This window comes from Cytobacillus sp. MT66 (assembly GCF_058792595.1).
The window spans coordinates 11039-31269 of record NZ_JBXAFB010000006.1 but is presented as its reverse complement, the minus strand read 5'-3'; the positions used below and the strand labels follow the sequence as shown (position 1 = coordinate 31269).

The window sequence follows — 20231 nt, the reverse complement described above, 5'->3', positions numbered from 1 at the left end:
ACTAATTTGGCATGTTAGTTACCTTTTTCAGCAGGTTTCCGCTTTTTCGGGAACTAACTTAGCAACTTAGTGACCGTTTTGCACCTTGTTGGCGTTTTTTTGGCACTAGTTGGGCTATCTAGTTACCTTTTTCAGGCCCCAAGTCCTTTTTTGGGCACTAGTTGCCCTAACTAGTGACCTTTTTCTAGCCCTGAGTGAAGTTTTGGTCACTAGTTGCCTAATCTAGTTACCTTTTTCGTCCACATTGTACATTTTTCGTCACTAGTTGCTTTAACTAGTGACGCTTTTCTAGCTCTAAGCTCTTGTTTGGTAACTAGTTTCCCTAACTAGTTACCGTCTAAGAGTCTTAACGCTTTTTCCGGCACTAGTTTCAGGACAAAGTGCCTGTCCCTGTGTCCCGCTGGACAAGGTGCCTGTCCCCATGTCCGCACACGCGTCCACTATTACAGCTTGATATATTTGTTTGGCTTTTCGATATCTTTCATTGCGTTACGGGTGTCAAAGATGACTTTGCTTTCTTTGGCGATCATGTTGTAGTCGAAGTCGCTGTGGTCGGTTGTGATCATGACTAGGTCGGCTTCGTTTAGTAGTTCTTTTGTTAACCCTACTGTTTCTACTGATGCGCCGCAAGATCTGAATGAAGACACATATGGGTCAACGACTGTGTAATCTGCACCATGTTGTTCTAATAGCTCAACGATTTTAAGAACTGGAGATTCTCTGACGTCGTCGATGTCTTTTTTGTAAGCTACGCCAAGGACCGCTACTTTTGCTCCGCGAAGGGCTTTGCCGTCTTCGTTAAGCACTTGCATGGAACGAGTGATGACATATTCAGGCATGCTGTTGTTGATTTCGCCAGCAAGCTCGATTAGTTTTGTATGGTAATTGTATTCGCGTGCTTTCCATGTTAAGTAGAATGGATCGATTGGAATACAGTGACCGCCTAGGCCTGGGCCTGGGTAGAATGCCATGAATCCGTATGGCTTTGTTTTCGCTGCATCGATTACTTCCCAAACATCGATACCCATCTTCTCGCATAAAATCGCCATTTCATTGGCTAATGCGATATTGATATGACGGAAAGTGTTTTCGAAGATTTTCTCCATTTCCGCAATTGCTGGAGATGAAACTTCGTGCACATCGCCTTCAAGGACGTTGCGGTAAAGAGCGGCTGCTACTTTTGTACAATTTTCGGTGATACCGCCGACTACCTTTGGAGTGTTCTTTGTTTTGAATTGCTTGTTACCTGGGTCAACGCGCTCTGGTGAATACGCGATGAATACAGATTCGCCGACTTTAAGGCCTTTTGCCTCAAGAGCTGGACGAACGATTTCTTCAGTTGTTCCAGGGTAAGTAGTTGATTCTAAAACAACAAGCATTCCTTCATGGGCAAATTTCGCAATTTCTGTTGCGGAGCTTTTTACATATGAAGTATCTGGCTGCTGATAAATATCAAGCGGTGTTGGCACACAGATTGCTACTGCATCCACTTCTGCAATGCGAGCGTAATCTGTTGTTGCCTGTAAATGACCGTCTTTAATCATGTCAGCTAGATCTTGGTCGACAACGTCGCCAATATAGTTAATTCCCATGTTAACTTGTTCAACACGCGCAGCCTGTACGTCAAAGCCAATTACTTTGTAGCCAGCCTTTGCTTTTTCTACTGCCAATGGAAGGCCAACATAGCCAAGGCCTACCACACCGATTACTGCTTCTTTATTGTTAATTTTGTTAATTAATGATGTATATGCGTCCATTTTTTTATTTCTCCTTTTACAACACGACTTTTTTGCCGGTTTCTGCAGACTCTAAAATTGCCAGTATCAATTTTACAGGAGCAAGACCGTCTTCGCCAGTTACAATTGGGTTACGATTATCTTTCACTGCTAAAACCATATCTTCGATGATGCATTGGTGTCCTGGCTTGCCGAATGGATCTTCTTTTATTTCATTTTTTATTTTGTCCGCATCCTCTTCGGATACTCCCTCGATATCCCATGTTTCAATATAAATGGCATTTCTTCCGCTTACTTTAGCGGATGCTGTCTCACCAAAAATAGCAATGGATTCTTCAAGGTTTTTCGGATAAATGGTTGTTGCCGCTTCGATAACGCCTAGCGCGCCATTTTTAAACTGAACAACTGCTGCAGCAACGTCTTCTGTTTCAATCTTACGCAAACGAGTCGCTGCCATTGCCTGTACAGATTCAACTGGGCCCATGAGCCAAAGCATTAAATCTAGATCGTGGATAGCCTGATTCATTAGCACGCCGCCATCAAATTCCTTGGTTCCTCTCCAAGCGGCCTGGTCATAATATTCCTGATTGCGGTTCCAGCGGACTGTAGCATTCGCATGACTCAGCTTGCCGAAAGAACCTTTATCCATCTGCTCTCTAAGCTTTTGAATAGCAGGTCTGAAGCGGTTTGGATGGACAACTGCAAGCTTCACGCCGTTATCTTCCGCATATTTAATAATTTCTTCGGCATCCTCTAGTTTTAAGGACATTGGTTTCTCCACAATGATATGACGCTTATGTTCCGCGACAATTTTTGCAAGCGGAGCATGCAGTCCTGATGGAACACAAATATTAACAACGTGGATATCTGGATTTTCCTCCAGCATTACGTTTAAATCCGTATATTTCTTCACATTAGGAAGGTCAATTTCTAAACGGGCTGGGTTTGTATCGCAAATCGCAAACAGATTAGCACCTTCAGCGTTATTAACGGCTTCAATATGCTTGTTCGCAATATGCCCCATGCCAACGATGGCAAAATTAATCATGATTGTAGTACCTCCTGGCTTCGTTCATGTATTTCCAAAGCATTAGGAATAAAACAGCTGCAATAATTCCTAGAATAAGTCCCGCTAATGTTAGCTCCATTTTATGAGTGTCCACAGCATTCACATCCTGGCGGACAATGGATGGCGGTTCGAAGAAAGATAAATCTCCTTTAACCCTATTAATGGTAGCAACTACATCAGCAATCTCGGACTCGGTCCACTCAGTAACACTAGTAACATCTCGATATTCTTCGGTTGCAAGGTTGCCGTTTTCTATCTTGTCATTGTATACCTTTAGAACATCTTTCAATTCGTCACGACGATCCTTATTTAGTTCTATATATTCCTCAGTGATTTTATATCTTTCTTCATAGCTATCTAAAAGCGCCTTTTCCAGATCACCTGTCATTTTCGCCAGATCACTTTCCAGCTGGGCTTTATCATCATTATAAATTTTGATCTTCACATAACTTTCACTAGTTACATCTGCCTCGATATCACCCTCAATACCTTCACCAAAGGTAGCCATGATATTAGAAGGATTCGTTAAAGCCTTTAACTTAACCGAACCGGTAAAAACCGTTCCGCTCCCCACATAATCAGCCTTTTTCGGCACAAGATAAGAAGCGCCAAAACCAAGCAATGCAAATATCAGCGGAATAATAATAAAAAATTGCTTCTTCTTCCAAAAGAAAATTAAATATTCATAAAGAGCAAACCTTTTCTGTTCTGCCACAGGACCACCATTCCTTTTAAAGTTTACATTTCTTTAAAACCGAAAAGAAACGTCCCCATTACCGGCGACGTTTAAAAACATGGGGACGGTTTTTCCACAAAGAGAAACCGTCCAAATGAAGTCCGCGCGGTTGTTCATCGCCTCGCGTTCTCTTGCTTACTTATTAAAGAACTCTTTAATTTTCTCCACAATGTAATCCTGTTGCTCTTTCTTCAGCTCTGGGAACATCGGAAGCGATAATGCTTCTTTTGCAGCCTTTTCAGCGATTGGAAGATCGCCTTCCTTATAGCCTAAGTCCTTAAATACAGGCTGAACATGCAATGGAAGCGGATAGTAGATCATTGTTTGCACGCCATTTTCTTTTAAGAAAGCTTGCAGTTCATCACGTTTTTCCACACGGATTGTGTACTGATGGAACACATGATAATTTCCTTCTTTTTCAACAGGCGTTGTTACATGTTCACCAACTTGCTCATTAAGCAGGTGTGTGTAATATTCAGCATGCTCTCTTCTTTGTTCACTCCACTCATTTAAATGAGGGAATTTCACATTTAATACAGCAGCCTGCAATTCATCCAAACGGCTATTCACACCAAGAACATGGTGATAGTATTTTGGCTTGCTTCCGTGCACACGAATGACACGGCTTTTTTCAGCGATATCATCATTATTCGTTACAACCATACCAGCATCGCCATAGGCACCTAAGTTCTTTGTTGGGAAAAAGCTGTAAGTTGCTGCATCGCCAAGCTCGCCGACAGTTTTGCCATTTCGTATCGCACCGATCGCTTGAGCACCATCTTCTACAATAATAAGGTTATGCGCGTCCGCAATTTTGCGAAGCTCTTCCATATCAGCCATTTGGCCATATAAATGAACAGGAATAATCGCTTTCGTCTTATCTGTAATTGCATCCTTAACCTTAGCAGGGTCAATATTAAAAGTTACAGGATCAATATCGACAAAAACAGGTGTAGCACCCGCACGAACGATCGATCCGCCAGTTGCAAAGAAAGTGAAGGCTGTTGTAATAACTTCATCTCCAGCTTTTACGCCAGCAGCCTGAAGGGCAATATGTATCGCATCGCTTCCGTTTGCCACTCCTACTCCATGGCTTACATTACTGAATTCAGCAATATCTGCTTCAAGCTTTTTCACATTGTCTCCTAAGATAAAACGTGATGAACTCATCACCTCATCCAATGCAGCAAGGATTTCGTCCTTAAGCCCTTGATATTGTTCACTTAAATCTAACATAGGAATATTCATACCAATTTCCTCCAACGTCATAGATGAAATACTAAATTATTTTAACACAAAACCTTTGACAAACAGACATATTTCGATGTGGCATCGACAGAAATTGCACCTTTTTGCCTAAAAAAAGCCGCTTGCGGAAACCACAAACGGCCGGATGTTATTGTCTCCCGGTTACTTTCCGGTAAATTTTAATCATAGGTTTGTACTTTTCGTGAACTAACCCAATGGTCTCAGCCAGCAATTCAAGCAGAAGCAAAAGACCAAAAATAATAAAGATACTTACCCATAATGTAGCCGTTGAGAATAGTATGGCACTCGCACTGAAAACAATTCCAAAACCGTAAATACATAAAACGGTTTTTCTGTGCGAAAGGCCAAGGGCTAGCAGTCTGTGATGCAAATGTGACTTATCTGGCGCCGAGATCGGTTTTTTATTAGCAATCCGACGAATGATTGCATAAGTTGTATCGAAAACAGGCACACCTAATATGATGATCGGAACGATAAAGCTAAATAATGTAACACTTTTGTAAAGACCCAGCAGCGAAAGAACGGAAATGGAGTAGCCTAAGAAAAGCGCTCCGGTATCTCCCATAAAAATTTTCGCTGGGTGAAAATTATGGTACAAGAACCCTAATGTACTTCCCAATAAGATGAGAGAAAGCATTAAAATCAATGATTTCCCGCCAATTCCAGCCATGAACGCAATCGTCGCAATAACAATGGCTGAGATCCCGGCAGAGAGTCCATCCAATCCATCAATAAGGTTAATGGCATTCGTTATGGCTACAATCCAGAATACTGTGATTGGGTAGGTCCAGAATCCAAGATCAAATGTACCTACAAACGGAATCGTTAAAAAGTCAATCGTTAGGCCACTTCCTACAACAGCTCCTGCTGCTAAAAGCTGGCCAGCTAATTTATATTTTGCGGATAATTCATATTTATCATCAAGCATCCCGGTGATAATAATGACGATGGCTCCAACGGAAATTCCAGTGATTTTCTCGTTGTACAGGCCGCCAGCAAAATAACCGGCAATCACCCCAGCGAAGATCGCAAGGCCACCCAGCCTTGGCATGATCTTTGTATGCACTTTTCTTTGGTTTGGCTTGTCAATTGCACCAAACTTAATGGCAAACTTAATGACTAAGGGTGTAATAAGTAAGGACGTAATTAAAGCAACCAAAAATGCAGCTAAAAATTTAATATCCAATCGTATCACCTTAGTTTGTGTATTTGGTCAGGTCATTTAGCCATACTGAATTAGGCTACATCAATCCTAACATATATTATCAAGAATTCAATTAATTTCACTATTTTGAAACATTACAGTTTTACGTGCTTTGTTACTGAATTTTTACCCTTTCCATATTTATTGCTTCTAATTGATATTATCACCTCTTTTTTCAGAAAGTCTTTATAACATTTCGACCTAAATTGGAAGGTTCCTCTAATGTTGACGAATTTTATCGAAAAAGGTTTCAAAAAAGATAGATTCATAGATTATCTTGCAGTTTTCTGTTAAAAATTAACTGCGGTAATTCGACCAAAATATATTATACTACATTATATGTTATAATTTAGCTAGAAATAAAGTTTTAGGGGAGAACTGCATGCTATCTTTAATGAAGCGGATTTTTAATGAAGATTCAGCCGAGCTAAAACGTCTTTACAAACACGTTACAAATATAAATCAATTAGAAGAAAAAGTTTCTTCTTTAAGCGACGAAGAGCTTAAAGAGACGACACAATACTTAAAAAATAAATTAGCCGAAGGTGCTTCTGTTTTAGATATTAAAGAAGAAGCTTTTGCAGTTGTAAGAGAAGCATCTAAGCGCGTACTTAACCTCCGCCACTATGATGTGCAACTTTTAGGCGGCCTTGTTCTGCTTGAAGGCGGCATTGCTCAAATGAACACAGGTGAAGGAAAAACACTTGTCGCCACCCTGCCAAGCTACACAAGAGCTCTTGAAGGAAAAGGCGTTCATGTCATTACGGCGAATGAATACTTAGCCAAGCGTGACTTCGAACAAATGGGACAAGTATTTCAATTCCTTGGCCTCACTGTCGGATTAAACATTTCACAAATCCCTGAAAATGAAAAGAAAGCAGCCTATAATGCTGATATTACTTATGGTACAGGGACAGAATTCGGCTTTGACTTTTTGCGCGACAATATGACAACGTCTTTTGAAGACCGCGTACAAAGACCTCACCATTTTGCGATTATCGATGAAGTTGATAGTATTTTAATAGATGAAGCGAGAACACCGCTGATTATTGCCAGCAAGTCTGATGTAGCTACAGAACTTTATTACATCACAGCTGAAATTGTCAAAGGCTTTGAAGATGGCAACCAATATGAATTTTTCCCAGAAACAAAGCAAATCATCTTAACAGACAATGGCGCCAATGAATTAGAAAAGGTCTTTGACTTGAAAAATTTATATGATGCCGAGCATCGCGAACTTCTTCATGTCGTTATGCAGTCACTGCGTGCAGAAGTAGTTATGAGGAAAGACGTTGACTATATTGTTAAAAATGATTCCATCATGCTTGTCGACCAGTTCACAGGCAGAATCATGGAAGGACGCACCTTCAGCGACGGTCTTCACCAGGCAATTGAAGCCAAAGAAGGCGTGACCGTAAAAGATGAGAATAAAACACAGGCATCGATCACTGTGCAAAACTATTTCAGATTGTATGATGTTCTTTCAGGTATGACTGGAAGTGCAACGCCATCTAAAAATGAGTTTTTCCAAACTTATAATCTAAGAGTTGTCACCGTGCCGACAAATAAGCCAAATGCCCGCGAGGATATGGAAATTTTGGTTTATAAGGATTATGAGTCAAAGGTGAAAAAGATTGTTTCTGAAGTTGCTGAGCTCCATGAGATTGACAGACCGGTATTGATCGGAACAACCTCGATCGCCCAATCTGAAAAGCTTTCAGCCGCGTTAACAGAAGCTGGCATCACTCACCGTGTTCTTAATGCGAAAACAGAAGAAGATGAGGCCGGAATTATTTCACAAGCTGGGCAAAAAGGTCAGGTTATGCTGGCAACCAACATGGCTGGCCGCGGTACTGACATCCTTTTAGGAGAAGGAGTTAAGGAACTTGGCGGTCTTCATATCATCGGAACGGAATTGCATGAGAGTGCAAGAATCGATATGCAGCTAAGAGGCCGTGCAGGCAGACAAGGCGATCCAGGTTCAACGCAATTTATCATTGCGATTACGGATGATATTTTTAACTACTATGATCAAGACGAGCTGGAAAAGTGGAAAAAGAAGATGAAAACCGATGAAACCGGGCTAATCATTTCTCCTAATCCGGAAAAATTCGTTACTAAAGTTCAGCAGATTGTCGAAGGCAGCCACTTCTCTGCCAGAAACCATCTATTAAAGTTAGATGATGTTTTAAATGAACAGCGCCAAATTATTTATAAAAAGCGGGATGACCTGCTAGCTCAAGAAGATTTGACTGACATAGTCCTATCATCCTTAAAGGATCATATAGATCTGCTAGTAAATACCCATTGTCCAGATGAATTGTTGACGGAGGACGCTCCAATTGATAGCCTTTATGAAGAGCTATCACTTTTGTTCGGCGACCTTCCATTCTCTAAGGTAGACCTCAAGGATATTGAAAGACCTGCTGTGGAAGAAAAGGTCCATGCACTCTATGAAGAATATAAAGAGAAGATTCTTGATCTTCGCGAGCAAGAAGCCTTTAGAAACCAGGTCAAATTGATGTATCTGCAAACATTGGATCATTCATGGGTCGTTCATATGGACGTGATGAATCAAATGAAAGAGGGCACTGGTATCCGCAGCTACGGTCAAGAAGATCCATATCGGTTATATGCCTTGGAAGGATTTGAAGAATTTAAAAATTACTTTGCTGAATTGGATGCGCAAATCAGTAAACAATTGAGATGGATTGTTCAGCATTTTTTGGATGAAGGACAAGAAAAATCTCTATAAGGGGGATTTGTACATGGGCATTTTTAATAAGAAGAAAAACGAAGCAGAACAAGAAGAAAACCTGTCACTAGAGGTCCAAGGAAACGAAAATAACGAAGACGGCATTAAAACAGAGTTATCGTATCACCCTGATTGGGACATTAGCGTTCAGGAAAAGTATGTGTTCCAATATAACCATCAAAAGCTACCTGCCTTGCAGCCAAACCAAATTGCCATCAACGGAATCAATCTTTACACATATGATGATGGCTTTGTTATTACTGCTTTCTTAAGAAGCTCATTGCCGCAAACGATTAGCTTTGAGGTTGTGGATCTTGTTATTGTCGATGGCGATAACAAACCGCTTGCTAGAAAAAGCTTTGAAATGGATCTTTTCGGAGAGCTTCCGCCAAACGCTTGCCGCCCTTGGCGCTTCCTGTTTGAAAATGAATACAAGCTTGAGGAAGAAATTCCAAGAAACAACTGGAAGGTTGTTTTTGAGCTAAAGCAAAAAGGTGTGCCTGCTCAGGAGCTTGATTTGGAGGATAGCTGGAAAGAAAGTTTAAGCGACGAACAAAAAGCTTATCTTGAAAAAGTGGTAAAGGGCTTGAAACCTTTACGTGAAGGCGAAGTTAATTTCATGGGCCTTGAAGCTAAGATGGTCTCTGGACGAGGCTTAGCGGTGACACTGCTCATTCGCAACGGCAGCAACCGCAGCTTAACCATTGAAAATATCCCGCTAGCTTTCGAAGACGCCTCCCAAGAGGTTGTTGCTCAAGCAGGATTCCAGCTTAACAATTTAGAGGTCAAAGCATTTACTTGCAAACCATGGACATTCGTGTTCCCGGAATCGGCGATTAAAAAGGAGCAGCTAGACCTTTCTAAGTGGAGAACCTATGTGCCGCAGAATGCACAGGTTAATGTGAATGAGTAATATGTTAGTTAGATGAAGCAAGGGCTTGGTGGCCCTTGCTTTTTTTGTTTGTTGTTTCTGGTGGGAGAGCATTTGGGCGATGAGGTTGAGGAATTAAAGAATAGTTTGCAATTGTGGTTTTTGGAGGTGGCGTTTCGCTGTTACGGGATGCCTTATGGACACGCAGGTTGAAATTAGGAGCGAACTTGTCCGTTAGAAGTGTTCTCATGGACAATTGGGTTGACTTTTTTGTGTGTGATGTCCATTAGAGGCTTTCTCATGGACACTTCAGCCCATTTTTCTGTGTGCACTGTCTATGAGAAGCTTCCTCATGGACAAATAGGTTCCTTTTTCTGTGCGCACCGTCCATGAGGGGCATCCTCATGGACACTTCGACTCATTTTTCTGTGTGTACTGTCTATGAGAAGCTTCCTCATGGACAACTAGGCTCCTTTTTCTGTGCGCACCGTCCATGAGTGGCCTTCTCATGGACACTTCGACCCATTTTTCTGTGTGCGCTGTCCATGAGAGGCATCCTCATGGACAACTCGGCTCTTTTTTCCCTGTGCTCTGTCCATGAGAGCCTTCTTCACGGACAACTAGACTCTTTTTTCTCTGTGCTCTATCCATTAGAACCTATCTAACAGACACCTCTCCTATTTTTTAACAAGTGCCATCTGCCAGAGGCACTTTAGCATGTTATCATAGTATACACATTCCACTACAAACTATCCCCCGTTTAAAAAAACAAAAATGCCCAAAGGCTTAATCACCTTTGGACATCTTCTCATCTACTACTTATTTAATTCATGATACTCAATATAGCCTTCCATATTGGTAATGAATGTGCCGCCAAGTCCGTATTGGCCGCCGTAGTTTTGATCATATGTATAAACGCGGTACTTCTCTCCAGGATTCAGGATTCTAACCATTTCTAACTTGTTATTGCTGTCTCTTTTCCATAGATTAATAGGTTTCTTGACTTCAATAACCCCAATTTGACCTGACTTAATGTCAATGCCCATGAACTTGCCATCATTTAAATCTGGTGGTGGCGGTGTTGTGCCTAAGTCCTTGTATCTTTTCGCCCCAACATAACGCGGGCTCCAATATCTCTCACTTAAGCTGCTTACTTTAACGCCGCTTGAAGTGGCAGAATGGATAAATTGATTATTTCCAATATAAATTCCTGCGTGAGAAACGCCAGATCCGCTAGTATTAAAGAAAACCGCATCGCCAATCTGTAAATCAGCTTTAGCTACTGGAGTTCCTGTTCCAAATTGATCTCTAGAAATACGAGGAAGGTCAATATCATAATGACTATACACATATCTAATAAATCCAGAACAATCAAAACCGTTTGTTGTAGTTCCCCCATATACATAAGGAGTTCCTACTAATTTTTTACTATAATTAACAATATTATCATTGGCACTTGCTTCTGTTGTTTGGCTCATTCCAAAAAGTGCTGGAAAAACCAAAGATGCTGATAGTACTACTTTCGCTAATCTTTTCATCGAAATCCTCCTGAAATTAAGGAAAAATGTCAAAATTTATCGTTAAATTGATTCTACCTTATTTTTCAGGTTCATAGCATTTCAATTCTATTAAATAAAATGACCTTATATTACAAAAGTATTACAAAAATACGGTTATTAGGGTAAATTTTGTCACAAACGGTGTTTTTTTGTAGAAACTATCCTTCCAAAACCATACGAAAAAAGACCTCCTTTTAAAAAGAAGGTCTAGGAGAAGTCCGGCCAATTCTTTTGGAATTGGTCGCCTTTTATTTTTGCAAGGGTTCTATATCGAAAAGGCATCAGTTCTTCTTTGTCTTTGCCAATATAATCAAGTGCCAGCTCTAATGGGATTAGGTTAAATTGATCATCCGTCTCCGAAAGGAAGAAGGCATCCTTAATTCTCCCGCTTTTTTTCGTATCGATTAATAGAAACGCCGGATAATAGCTGCCATCTTTAGCCTCTAAGATTGCTTTAGCCGTCACAAAGCCCTTCGGCTCCTTTTCAAGGTCGCTATTTTCTGTCTTCTCCAGTGCCTTTTGGGCCCATCCCTGGCGTTTATATCCTCCGATAATTTTTGGAGGCTCTTTCTCAAACTGTTTTCTTACTTGATCGATATCATGATTTGAACTAAATGACATTCTTTTCCCTCCAACGAAAAGGGTTTACAAATTAACATAGCCAATTTGAGTCGCTTTTACAAGCGTACCATAACACAAATGACAAATCAAACCAATACAAACAGGAAATTTTGAACAATCAGAAGAGGGCCAGACTCCTATTTTAGCTTGAAAGCCGAAAAACTTTCAACTAAAAAGGAGTTTGACCCTAATTTTTTCACTCAAATACACTAAATTTACTTTTTCGCAAAGGTTTTACTTCAGCGGGACAAGGTACCTGTCCCTCTGTCCATTTCTCTGTCAATTAATAAACTGCCTGGATTTGGTCAATATAAATAGTACCGCTGTTTTTATTGGCGTTGTCGACTTCCATGTAGCGGACTGGTACATCGATGGAAAGCGGTGTTGTCAGGTTCTGTGGAACGTTTGCTTCGATGTATTTCCAGCCTGTCCAGTCAAGACTTTTTGTAAAATCAAGCTGGGCTGCGTTTCCGTTTCCGTCTTTGACTTGCATTCTTAGCCAATGTCCCTGGCCGTCACCGTATACCCACATGCCAATTTTTTTCGGATGGCCTTTGATTGCCAGCGGTTTTACTGCATCGATATAGGCACCGGAAGTTCCGCTTTGACCAGTGAAGTCATAGTTGAGCTTCACTGACTGCTTGCCAGTTTTGCTGATTGAATTACTTGCTTCAATGCTTACATTCGTATATCTGGCTCCAGATGCTTTGTAATTGCCAATGCCGCTTTCGAAGCCTTCGAGTAAAATTGGATCTGGAGTTCCAATGATCACGTTAATTTTTGCAGAAACATTTCCGTGAGAAACTGTAATCGTACCTGTTCCATTCGCTGCTCCTGCGGTAAATTCGCCTTTGCTGTTAATCGTTCCAATGTTAGGTGTGACAGACCATTTAAATAAAGATGGATCTGTAATAACTGTTTTTCCTTTATAAATACCTTTTGGCACAATTTTATAAACGGAGTTGTTTTCCACAATAATATCTTTTTCAGCGATATCGATACGCTCTAGTGTATTGATGATGTTTAGCTTAATCTTGCTTGAAATGCTGCCGGATGAAACGACAACATCACTGCTAGTTACACCTGTAGAAACCGTATAGCTGCCATCGGCGTTTTTCTTCAGAGCTGGCGAAGAAAAGGCAGGATTTGAAACTTTAACAGGGTTGTAATACTGGTCCATTCCTTTAACCGTAATGCCTAAATCTTTATAGGTCGCTCCTGCAAAAAGCGTGAGCTCCTGAGGACCGACAATAAGCTGATGTAATGGCCCTGTCAGCCATTTGCTGATAAATAATAAGGAGTTAGAAACTGAACGCTCTGTGCCATCAGATGGCTTATTAACTAAGGATGCATTATCATCCCCATGGTCTCTGACAACCAGCGTAGAAGAACCCCCGCCGTCAAAGGTAAATGCCTGGACAGCGCCTAAATCCTTCATTAAGCTACCCATTTCAGCTAAGGTCAAACCGACACTGTACTGGTTTCGGCGTCCATCAACAACAGCCGTAACAACGCCGCCGTCTGCTTTAATACCAATAGCTGATCTTGGGTGTACGCCAGGAACATCCTGCGGAAGGACAGCGCCATTTCTAACTAGGTGATAGCGTCCGCTCACTGCTTCAATAACATTATTCCATTCTGCTGGGAGAAATTCTGCCTTCACTTCAACTTTGTCCCCAACCTTTACTGTCTGTAAAAATTGGCTGGCAAAATTATGGCCGGATAGAACAAATTCGCCCTCATTTAGTTTTTCATCACCGACATTTGCAACAACTTTCGTTACTGTTCCCGTTAAAACACTGTGTCCATTTAATTGGCCGGCGTCAATTTTTACAACCGCTTCTGTTCCAAGCTCGTTCGTTCTAGTTGAACTTGCAAAGCTAGGTGTGTAAAGAACAAGATGGTTAGCTGATCTGATTCTGTTGACTGAGTTAATTTTATAAGGATCTTGGCCATTAATTTGCACGGAAAGCTTTAGCTCTGGATTTCCAATAAGCGGCTTCCCATCCTTTGTTACACCAAACACAGCAAGTTCATTTAATGGCGTCTGGCTTGTAGAAACGATATTTCCTTGCTGAATCATCATGTCAACTGGATGACCGTTTTTATCAAAATAGTCTGCGTTTATTCCAGCGACAACATGCTTGTCCGCTGTCTGAGCATTCTTCGCTTGTGATGAAACAGGCTCAAATCCGTACATCTGACCCTTGCCTAGCGCTGTTTCCAGACTGATATTTTCTGTTTTTCCGTCATATTCAACAGTATAGATTTCCTGTTTCCCGCTGTTGCTGTTCACAGATAGCTGACGTTCTGTTACCCCGGGAGCAATCGTTTTCGACTCTTGCTTTGTTATGCTGCCAATAGAAAGCTTACCAACTGGTTTAGCAGGTTCGCTGCTTCCGCCGCCGTTGCCATAGATCGCATTAAGTTCGGCAAGTTTCTTCTTCGATGGTGTGCGGTAATCTACGTAACCAGGTATTTTTGTAATATAATATCCGCCGCCAAGACCATACTGGCCGCCATAAAGATTATCATAGCGATATACCCGGTACTGTTCACCTGGCTTTAAAATTCGGGAAAAAACAAGCTTGTCCCCGTCTCTTTTCCATAGGTTAATAGGCTTTATAACTTTAATTTTCCCGACCTGACCCTTAACCATCATGAGTCCATCCCAATAAACCTTGCCATTAGTGGCGGCATCGGCCTGGGACTGCAAACCAAAAACCAGTGCTGCTGCAAGTACTACATTCACTAACCATTTTTTCCCCATATTCCCTCTCCTTCTTCATACTATTCTACTATTATATGACATTTTCTATGAAAATTGGACAGATAACTACATAAACTTACTTTTGCCCTAGGCGGGACGCAGGGACAGGCACCTTGTCCGACATCGGGGCGCTTGTGAAGCACGGGACGAGGGGACAGGCACCTTGTCCACCTGCAAGGCCCTAGGACAGGTGCTTTGCCCGCTCCCCCAAAAAAGACAGTACAGGAACCTAATCTGTTCTCCGTTCCACCCAACCAAAAAGGACAGAGTGCCTGTCCCCTTGTCCACACACAGTTGACGTGAACCCTGCCCACCACACAAAAAAAGGACAGGGGCCCCTGTCCTTTAATTCATATTCTTAATGATTTGATAGGTTTTTGGTGCTTTGGTTTGCAATTTATTGCGCGAGGTTTCGTCACGGTAGTATAGGGCGAATGCCTCGGCTAGGTATTCTTCTGGGTATTTGTAGAAGTAGTCTTCACCTGGGAATAGTTTTGATTTTTCTTCATTCCAGATGGCTAGAAAAGCTTGCGAGTAGGAGATGTGGCCTTCTAATAGGTTATCAATGGAATGAGCCAGTTCGTGCAGCTCGAGATTCACTGAGCCATGCCCGCTCCCCTGTTCGCTGTAGCCAATTCGGACAACCACGGTTTTGCCGCCGCCAATGCCTGGAACATCATCCCATGTTTTGTGTGTCTTCTCCCATCCGCGCGGTGCAACACCTTTCAAATGCGCATACTCTGCCGTATCGGTCACGGGGCCGTTTGTCAGCTTAATCTTAATCGGATGATTGCTTAGCTTAGAAAGCAGCGATTCCGGCAAGACAGCAAGCCTGTTCTTAATTTTATTCACGGACGCTTCGTTATACTCTTTTGGGAGAACAACAATGCTATCAACTAGACAGGCTTGTCCGCAGTCGAGAAGCTTCCTTTTAGCCGCAGAAGGGGTTTCATACTTCACTAGCTTAGGAATTTTCGTGATATAAAGATTCCCGCCAACTCCGTATTGACCTCCGTATAGGTCATCTATTCGGTACACACGATATTTTTCTCCAGGCTGGAGCACTCTTTCAAACTCAAGGCCGCTTTCTGTTCTTTTCCATAGATTTATAGGCTTCATGACCGTGACCCGGCCAATTTGTCCTTTTTTCAGCTCGACTCCATCCCAATATACGGTGGCTGCTTGGGACTGTTCGGGATATATGGTTAAAAAAAGAATTATCGCTGCAAAAAATAATAAAATTCTCTTCAAGATGCATTCCCTCCTTGTCTTATTTTATGCCGGATACTGGGAAAAAGATAGAGGCCAGACAGGAATCTGGCCGCAAAATTTTTACTTGTAAACATCTAAAATATATGGGGTTAATGTTGCATTACCAAAGGTATCTTTCACCTTAATATGATAGGTTCCTTTTGCTAGATCGAACGGCAGAATTTCCTTATCTCCGCCAGGATAATAGTCTGCAGATGCAACGAGTTTTCCATTTTTGTATAACGAGATGACGCCATCCACTTCGATTCCAGCTGTGAATTCAATTTTTCCTTTTGAAGCTTTATCGAGCTTCAGTACATACCAGTCCTCATCACCGTAAGGGACGCCCGCGTTCAAATAGCCTGTTGCCTGATAGTGGCCTGGCGCTTTCTTGTTAATCGGAAGTGGCTTGGATGGGATATTATTTTTCACAACCGAATCTTTATCCTCATCATTTTTGTTCACCGGTGCCACCTTCAATTGGTATGGAAGCAAAGAGAATGAGTTTGGCCAATCAAAATAGGCTGATGCGATAATAATGTAATTTTTCCCCTTAGCTGCGTTAAAGGAGCCGTATGCTTTGCCGCTCATGGTGCCCCTTTCAATGTACTGAACATTAACAAGCTCATCGTCATCCAGTTTCCGATTCTTATTGGTGTCCTCCACAATTTGCAGGTATCCGTAATACTTACCGAGGAATTCCTTTGGATATTTCTTTTTAAGAGCATCAGTGGCTTGCTTGCTTTCTAGCGTGATGCCGTAAATGTCATCCTGCTTGCTTTCAAAGTAGAAAACATCGCGATCGTATGGCATGGAAAAATTGCCTTCGATTGCCGGGCCGGCCAGATTTTTAATATTTTCCGTTTCATCATTATCCTCATACTTATCCTGAGGATTTTTCACAACAAGCCCTGCGGTAAATTCGTACGGATCAAAGGAAATGCTTCCGTTATAGTAATTGGCATTCACCTTGATAAAATAGGTCTCGTTTGCCTTTAAACCAGTCGCTGCCTTGTCTAAAAACTCGCCATACTGCCAGAACGAGTACTCGTTGGAGGCAACCATTTCTAAATAGGAATATTCCTTCCCTTTGTAATCCTTATCTGTCTTCACCTGATAAACACCGAACATTGGGGCAGCAGCTTTATTTTTTGATAAATTAAACTCATAGATGCCTGTTTCCGCCGGTGTTACCTGGAACCAGTCTTCATCATCCATGGATTGAATGTAGCCTGTAGCCTTGTCGCCAATATTGTAGGCTTGCGAGCCGTCCCTGATGGTTTGAACATAGTCAAATTCCTCAACCGTTTCTTCCTTAGCGATGATTTCACGCTGCATGTCCAAAGTTACTTCTTCCTGGACAGGTCCGCCAAACGGCAATGAATCCTCATCAGGCGGCATCACTTTGCCTTCAACCTTCAGCTCATAAGGGATGGCTGACGACTCAGGGGTTTGTTCTTCCTCCATCAAGCCAACATTCATGTAAAAATCATATATGCCAAAGTAGTTCTCTGCTTTATTTGATATTTTAATAGTGTAATCGTTCCCTGGCTGGGCACTAAAAGTTAGGCTCTCTGCTTCGCCTTTCCCTTTATTATTTGCATAGAATGAAGGCTCCATTTCATCCAGGGATGGCTGTTTTATTGGCTCTTCTGGCAGTTCTACCGGTTCTTCAGACTCTGGTGTCCTAAACTGCTGATAAACACCAATGCTTGTATCAACTCCGGGAATGGCGGAAAGATCAATTTTAACAACCTGCTCTTCTTCGACTGTAAAGCTGTAGTAGTCATTATCGCCTTCTTTGCCAATTAAGAAATATTGGTCCTTAGGCAGATTGGATGGAAGTTCAATTTTAACAGGTGTATCTGATGTTGATTCATCATTTGGCAGCTCAGTATATTTTTTTACAGAAAGATGATAGTTCGATAGCTTGCTATTTGAATCATCGTAGCTTCCGTTAACATCCTTCACGCCGAAAAATAACTTGCCAGATTTCTTTACTTGATACAACTTCCCTTCAACTTTTCCCTCTTTTACCTTATTAATATCAAGGGTTTCTTCCCCTTCATGGATCATCAGCTTGTAATCGAACTGCGGTGCGCCCTCTAAGGAAAACTGGATGTACTCGCCAGCCTTGGCCTCAATTTGGTACCATTTTTGTTCAAACGGCTTGGTGATTTCACCATTTAGAGTGGAGGTTTTTGTTAGGTCTACCTCTTGCGCTTTTTCTGCGATTTCTTTTTCTGTCAGTTTTTTAGCTGGGAGCGCAGGCAGCTTTTTCAGATCAAACTGCAGGGCCTTGACTGGATTAATGAGCCCATTGCCGTACTTTATATCAAACCCCTTTGTCCCAAGGTCATCTGCACTATGTTCTAAGATGTACTCGACCTGTGAAGGCGTTAAATTCGGATATTTTGATAAAAGTAAGGACGCAACGCCGGCAACCATTGGCGATGCCATCGAGGTTCCGCTCATCGTCTGGAAGCTTGATTTTTTCTCATAATCATAAAGCGTGCTGTAGATTTCCTCACCCGGTGCAACAACATCTATCGCTGAACCATATGTAGAGGTTTCCGCTAAGCTTTTGTCCTTGCCGACAGAACCAACACTGATGACCCCTTCATAAGAGGCCGGGTAATTGGCAAGGGCCATTCCGTCATTGCCGGCGGCAGCTACGAGGGTAATGTTTTTCTCCAGCGCTTTATTAATCGCTTCTTCGACAAGTGGCGATTTCATTGGGCCGCCAAAGCTCATGTTGATGACCTTTACCCCTTTATCAACAGCATGAAGAATCGCATCTGCCACTGCAAAGTCGTACACTCCCCAGCCTCGTTCGGCGATATCAATCGGGAGAATTTTGACATTCGGGTTAACACCAAAGCCGCCGATTCCGTTGCCTTTATTACCGGCGATAATTCCCGCGACATGGGTACCATGGAAATCGGGCAGACCCTGATTCATTGGGTTAACTGCATTATAGCCTGGGAGGAGGCGGCCTTTTAATTCCGGGTGCCCCATATCAATCCCCTGGTCAATAACGGCAACGGTTACTGGGTTTTTCCCGGCAAGGCTTTGCGCTTTTTCTATACTTAACATCTGGTGATAATATTGCTCACTTATCTTAGGATCCGGTGTGGCGAAGGGTTTATAGAGGGCGCTTGGGTAGACAGAAGTTACTTGGCCAAGGCTCTTGTATTTGCCCATTACCTTTTGGAAATTGCGTTTGTCTTTCACTTTGACGACAGCATAATTGAGTCCCGAAAATTGCCTTAACAGCGTCCCGCCTGCTCGCTTGTGATCGTTCAGCGAGAGGGGTTTTGTATATTTAATGACAAGCGTATCTTCACTTAAAAATTTTTCATTTCCCTTATCGATTCTCTGCTGCAGCTGCGGCTGATCGATGGTGATCGCTGATACTGAGTTATTTAAGGTATCGGCAGAAACCGTATTGTAAGGAACTAGATTACTAGAGAACAGGCCAAGTCCAACTGATACCGTCAAGGCGTTTCTAACCCACTTTTTCATAGAATCCCCCTATCTATTCATATAACCATCTTACCTATTATTGGTAATCAGTAGCAAGGACAACCGTCCCCAAACTTTTTATGAAATTCGACAATTGGGTGACATGGGGGTAGGGGGTGGAGCAAATGATTATTTTTGTTAATTAAGCGTTTGATTGGCCGGTTTGGCGGGTAAAATCTTTTAAACAAACATTTGATTAGTGGATTTTGCGTGTGGGGGGTTATTAATTAATTGTTTGATTAGTAGAGTTTGTGGGGAAGTTTTATTAATTAATCGTTTGATTAGTTGATTTTGGGAAGGATTTCCGTTGATCAAACGTTTGATTAAGGAGATTTTGAAGCTAGTTTTATTGATCAAATGTTTGATTAAGAGGATGGAAGGCGGTTTTTTGATCAATCGTTTGATTAGAGGAGGAATTGGGCTTAATCTAATTTAATAATTGATTGAGCACGGAAAACTAGTTACCAGTTTAGGGGATTTTAATGGCAAACAGGCGCCAGTTGAGCAAACTAGTTACCCTTTTTCAGCTTTTCCTTGGCAAATGGGTACTAGTTCGGCTATCTAGTTACCTTTTTCAGGCTTTCCGTTGGCAAATGGGCACTAGTTCGGCTATCTAGTTACCTTTTTCAGGCTTTCCATTGGCAAATGGGCACTAGTTGCGCTATCTAGTTACCTCTTTCAGGCTTTCCTTTTGAAATCGGGCACTAGTTCGACTATCTAGTTACCTTTTTAAAAGAGTCCGTGGTTTTTCCGGTACCAGTCGCTTCAACTAGTTTCGCTTTTTACTATTAATCTGTTATTTGCGGCACTAATATCTTAAGTTAGTTACCGTTTCAGCTCCCCTGCTCTTTTTTCAGGCATTAAC

12 protein-coding genes and 1 pseudogene are annotated in these 20231 nt (G+C 41.9%); 2 read left to right on the top strand and 11 right to left on the bottom strand.

Going from position 1 to position 20231, the window contains the following annotated elements:
- Positions 1–443: 443 nt before the first annotated feature.
- The 5 genes from AC1Q59_RS12235 to AC1Q59_RS12215 form a co-directional block, all read right to left on the bottom strand.
- On the bottom strand, positions 444–1757 hold the full coding sequence (locus tag AC1Q59_RS12235) for a nucleotide sugar dehydrogenase (RefSeq protein WP_492366117.1): 1314 nt from the start codon (positions 1755–1757) through the stop codon (positions 444–446).
- A gap of 16 nt (positions 1758–1773) precedes the next feature.
- Positions 1774–2784: a Gfo/Idh/MocA family protein gene (locus AC1Q59_RS12230; protein WP_492366116.1), complete on the bottom strand. Its 1011-nt coding sequence runs from the start codon at positions 2782–2784 to the stop codon at positions 1774–1776.
- The gene (locus AC1Q59_RS12225; protein WP_492366115.1) at positions 2777–3520 is read right to left on the bottom strand and encodes a hypothetical protein; all 744 of its coding nucleotides are present in this window, start codon (positions 3518–3520) and stop codon (positions 2777–2779) included. The genes AC1Q59_RS12230 and AC1Q59_RS12225 overlap by 8 nt, the downstream gene beginning before the upstream one ends.
- Positions 3521–3676: 156 nt before the next feature.
- Positions 3677–4789, bottom strand: a complete 1113-nt coding sequence (locus AC1Q59_RS12220; RefSeq protein ID WP_492366114.1) for a DegT/DnrJ/EryC1/StrS family aminotransferase — start codon at positions 4787–4789, stop codon at positions 3677–3679.
- A 148-nt stretch (positions 4790–4937) separates the two neighbouring features.
- Positions 4938–5996, bottom strand: coding sequence for a glycosyltransferase family 4 protein (locus AC1Q59_RS12215; protein WP_492366113.1), 1059 nt, complete (start codon positions 5994–5996; stop codon positions 4938–4940).
- Positions 5997–6396: 400 nt separating this feature from the next.
- Here AC1Q59_RS12215 and secA2 point away from each other — a divergent pair, with 400 nt between their 5' ends.
- Positions 6397–8769: an accessory Sec system translocase SecA2 gene (gene secA2, locus AC1Q59_RS12210; protein ID WP_492366112.1), complete on the top strand. Its 2373-nt coding sequence runs from the start codon at positions 6397–6399 to the stop codon at positions 8767–8769.
- Between the two features lie 13 nt (positions 8770–8782).
- The gene (locus tag AC1Q59_RS12205; RefSeq protein ID WP_492366111.1) at positions 8783–9682 is read left to right on the top strand and encodes an accessory Sec system S-layer assembly protein; all 900 of its coding nucleotides are present in this window, start codon (positions 8783–8785) and stop codon (positions 9680–9682) included.
- A gap of 773 nt (positions 9683–10455) precedes the next feature.
- On the opposite strand, the gene AC1Q59_RS12200 is transcribed toward AC1Q59_RS12205, so the two are convergent.
- The 6 genes and pseudogenes from AC1Q59_RS12200 to AC1Q59_RS12175 all read right to left on the bottom strand — a co-directional run bounded on the left by AC1Q59_RS12200 (position 10456) and on the right by AC1Q59_RS12175 (position 19366).
- On the bottom strand, positions 10456–11178 hold the full coding sequence (locus AC1Q59_RS12200) for a C40 family peptidase (RefSeq protein ID WP_492366110.1): 723 nt from the start codon (positions 11176–11178) through the stop codon (positions 10456–10458).
- A 228-nt stretch (positions 11179–11406) separates the two neighbouring features.
- Positions 11407–11820: a hypothetical protein gene (locus tag AC1Q59_RS12195; protein ID WP_492366109.1), complete on the bottom strand. Its 414-nt coding sequence runs from the start codon at positions 11818–11820 to the stop codon at positions 11407–11409.
- A 283-nt stretch (positions 11821–12103) separates the two neighbouring features.
- Entirely contained in the window at positions 12104–14590 is a 2487-nt protein-coding gene (locus tag AC1Q59_RS12190) for a phosphodiester glycosidase family protein (protein ID WP_492366108.1), read from the bottom strand.
- Positions 14591–14935: 345 nt separating this feature from the next.
- Complete coding sequence (locus AC1Q59_RS12185) at positions 14936–15478, bottom strand: anthrax toxin lethal factor-related metalloendopeptidase (protein WP_492366414.1); 543 nt, start codon at positions 15476–15478, stop codon at positions 14936–14938.
- A 36-nt stretch (positions 15479–15514) separates the two neighbouring features.
- A pseudogene (locus AC1Q59_RS12180) lies at positions 15515–15775 on the bottom strand (bifunctional 2',3'-cyclic-nucleotide 2'-phosphodiesterase/3'-nucleotidase); the annotation flags it as partial.
- A gap of 147 nt (positions 15776–15922) precedes the next feature.
- Positions 15923–19366, bottom strand: a complete 3444-nt coding sequence (locus tag AC1Q59_RS12175; protein ID WP_492366107.1) for a S8 family peptidase — start codon at positions 19364–19366, stop codon at positions 15923–15925.
- Positions 19367–20231: the final 865 nt, after the last annotated feature.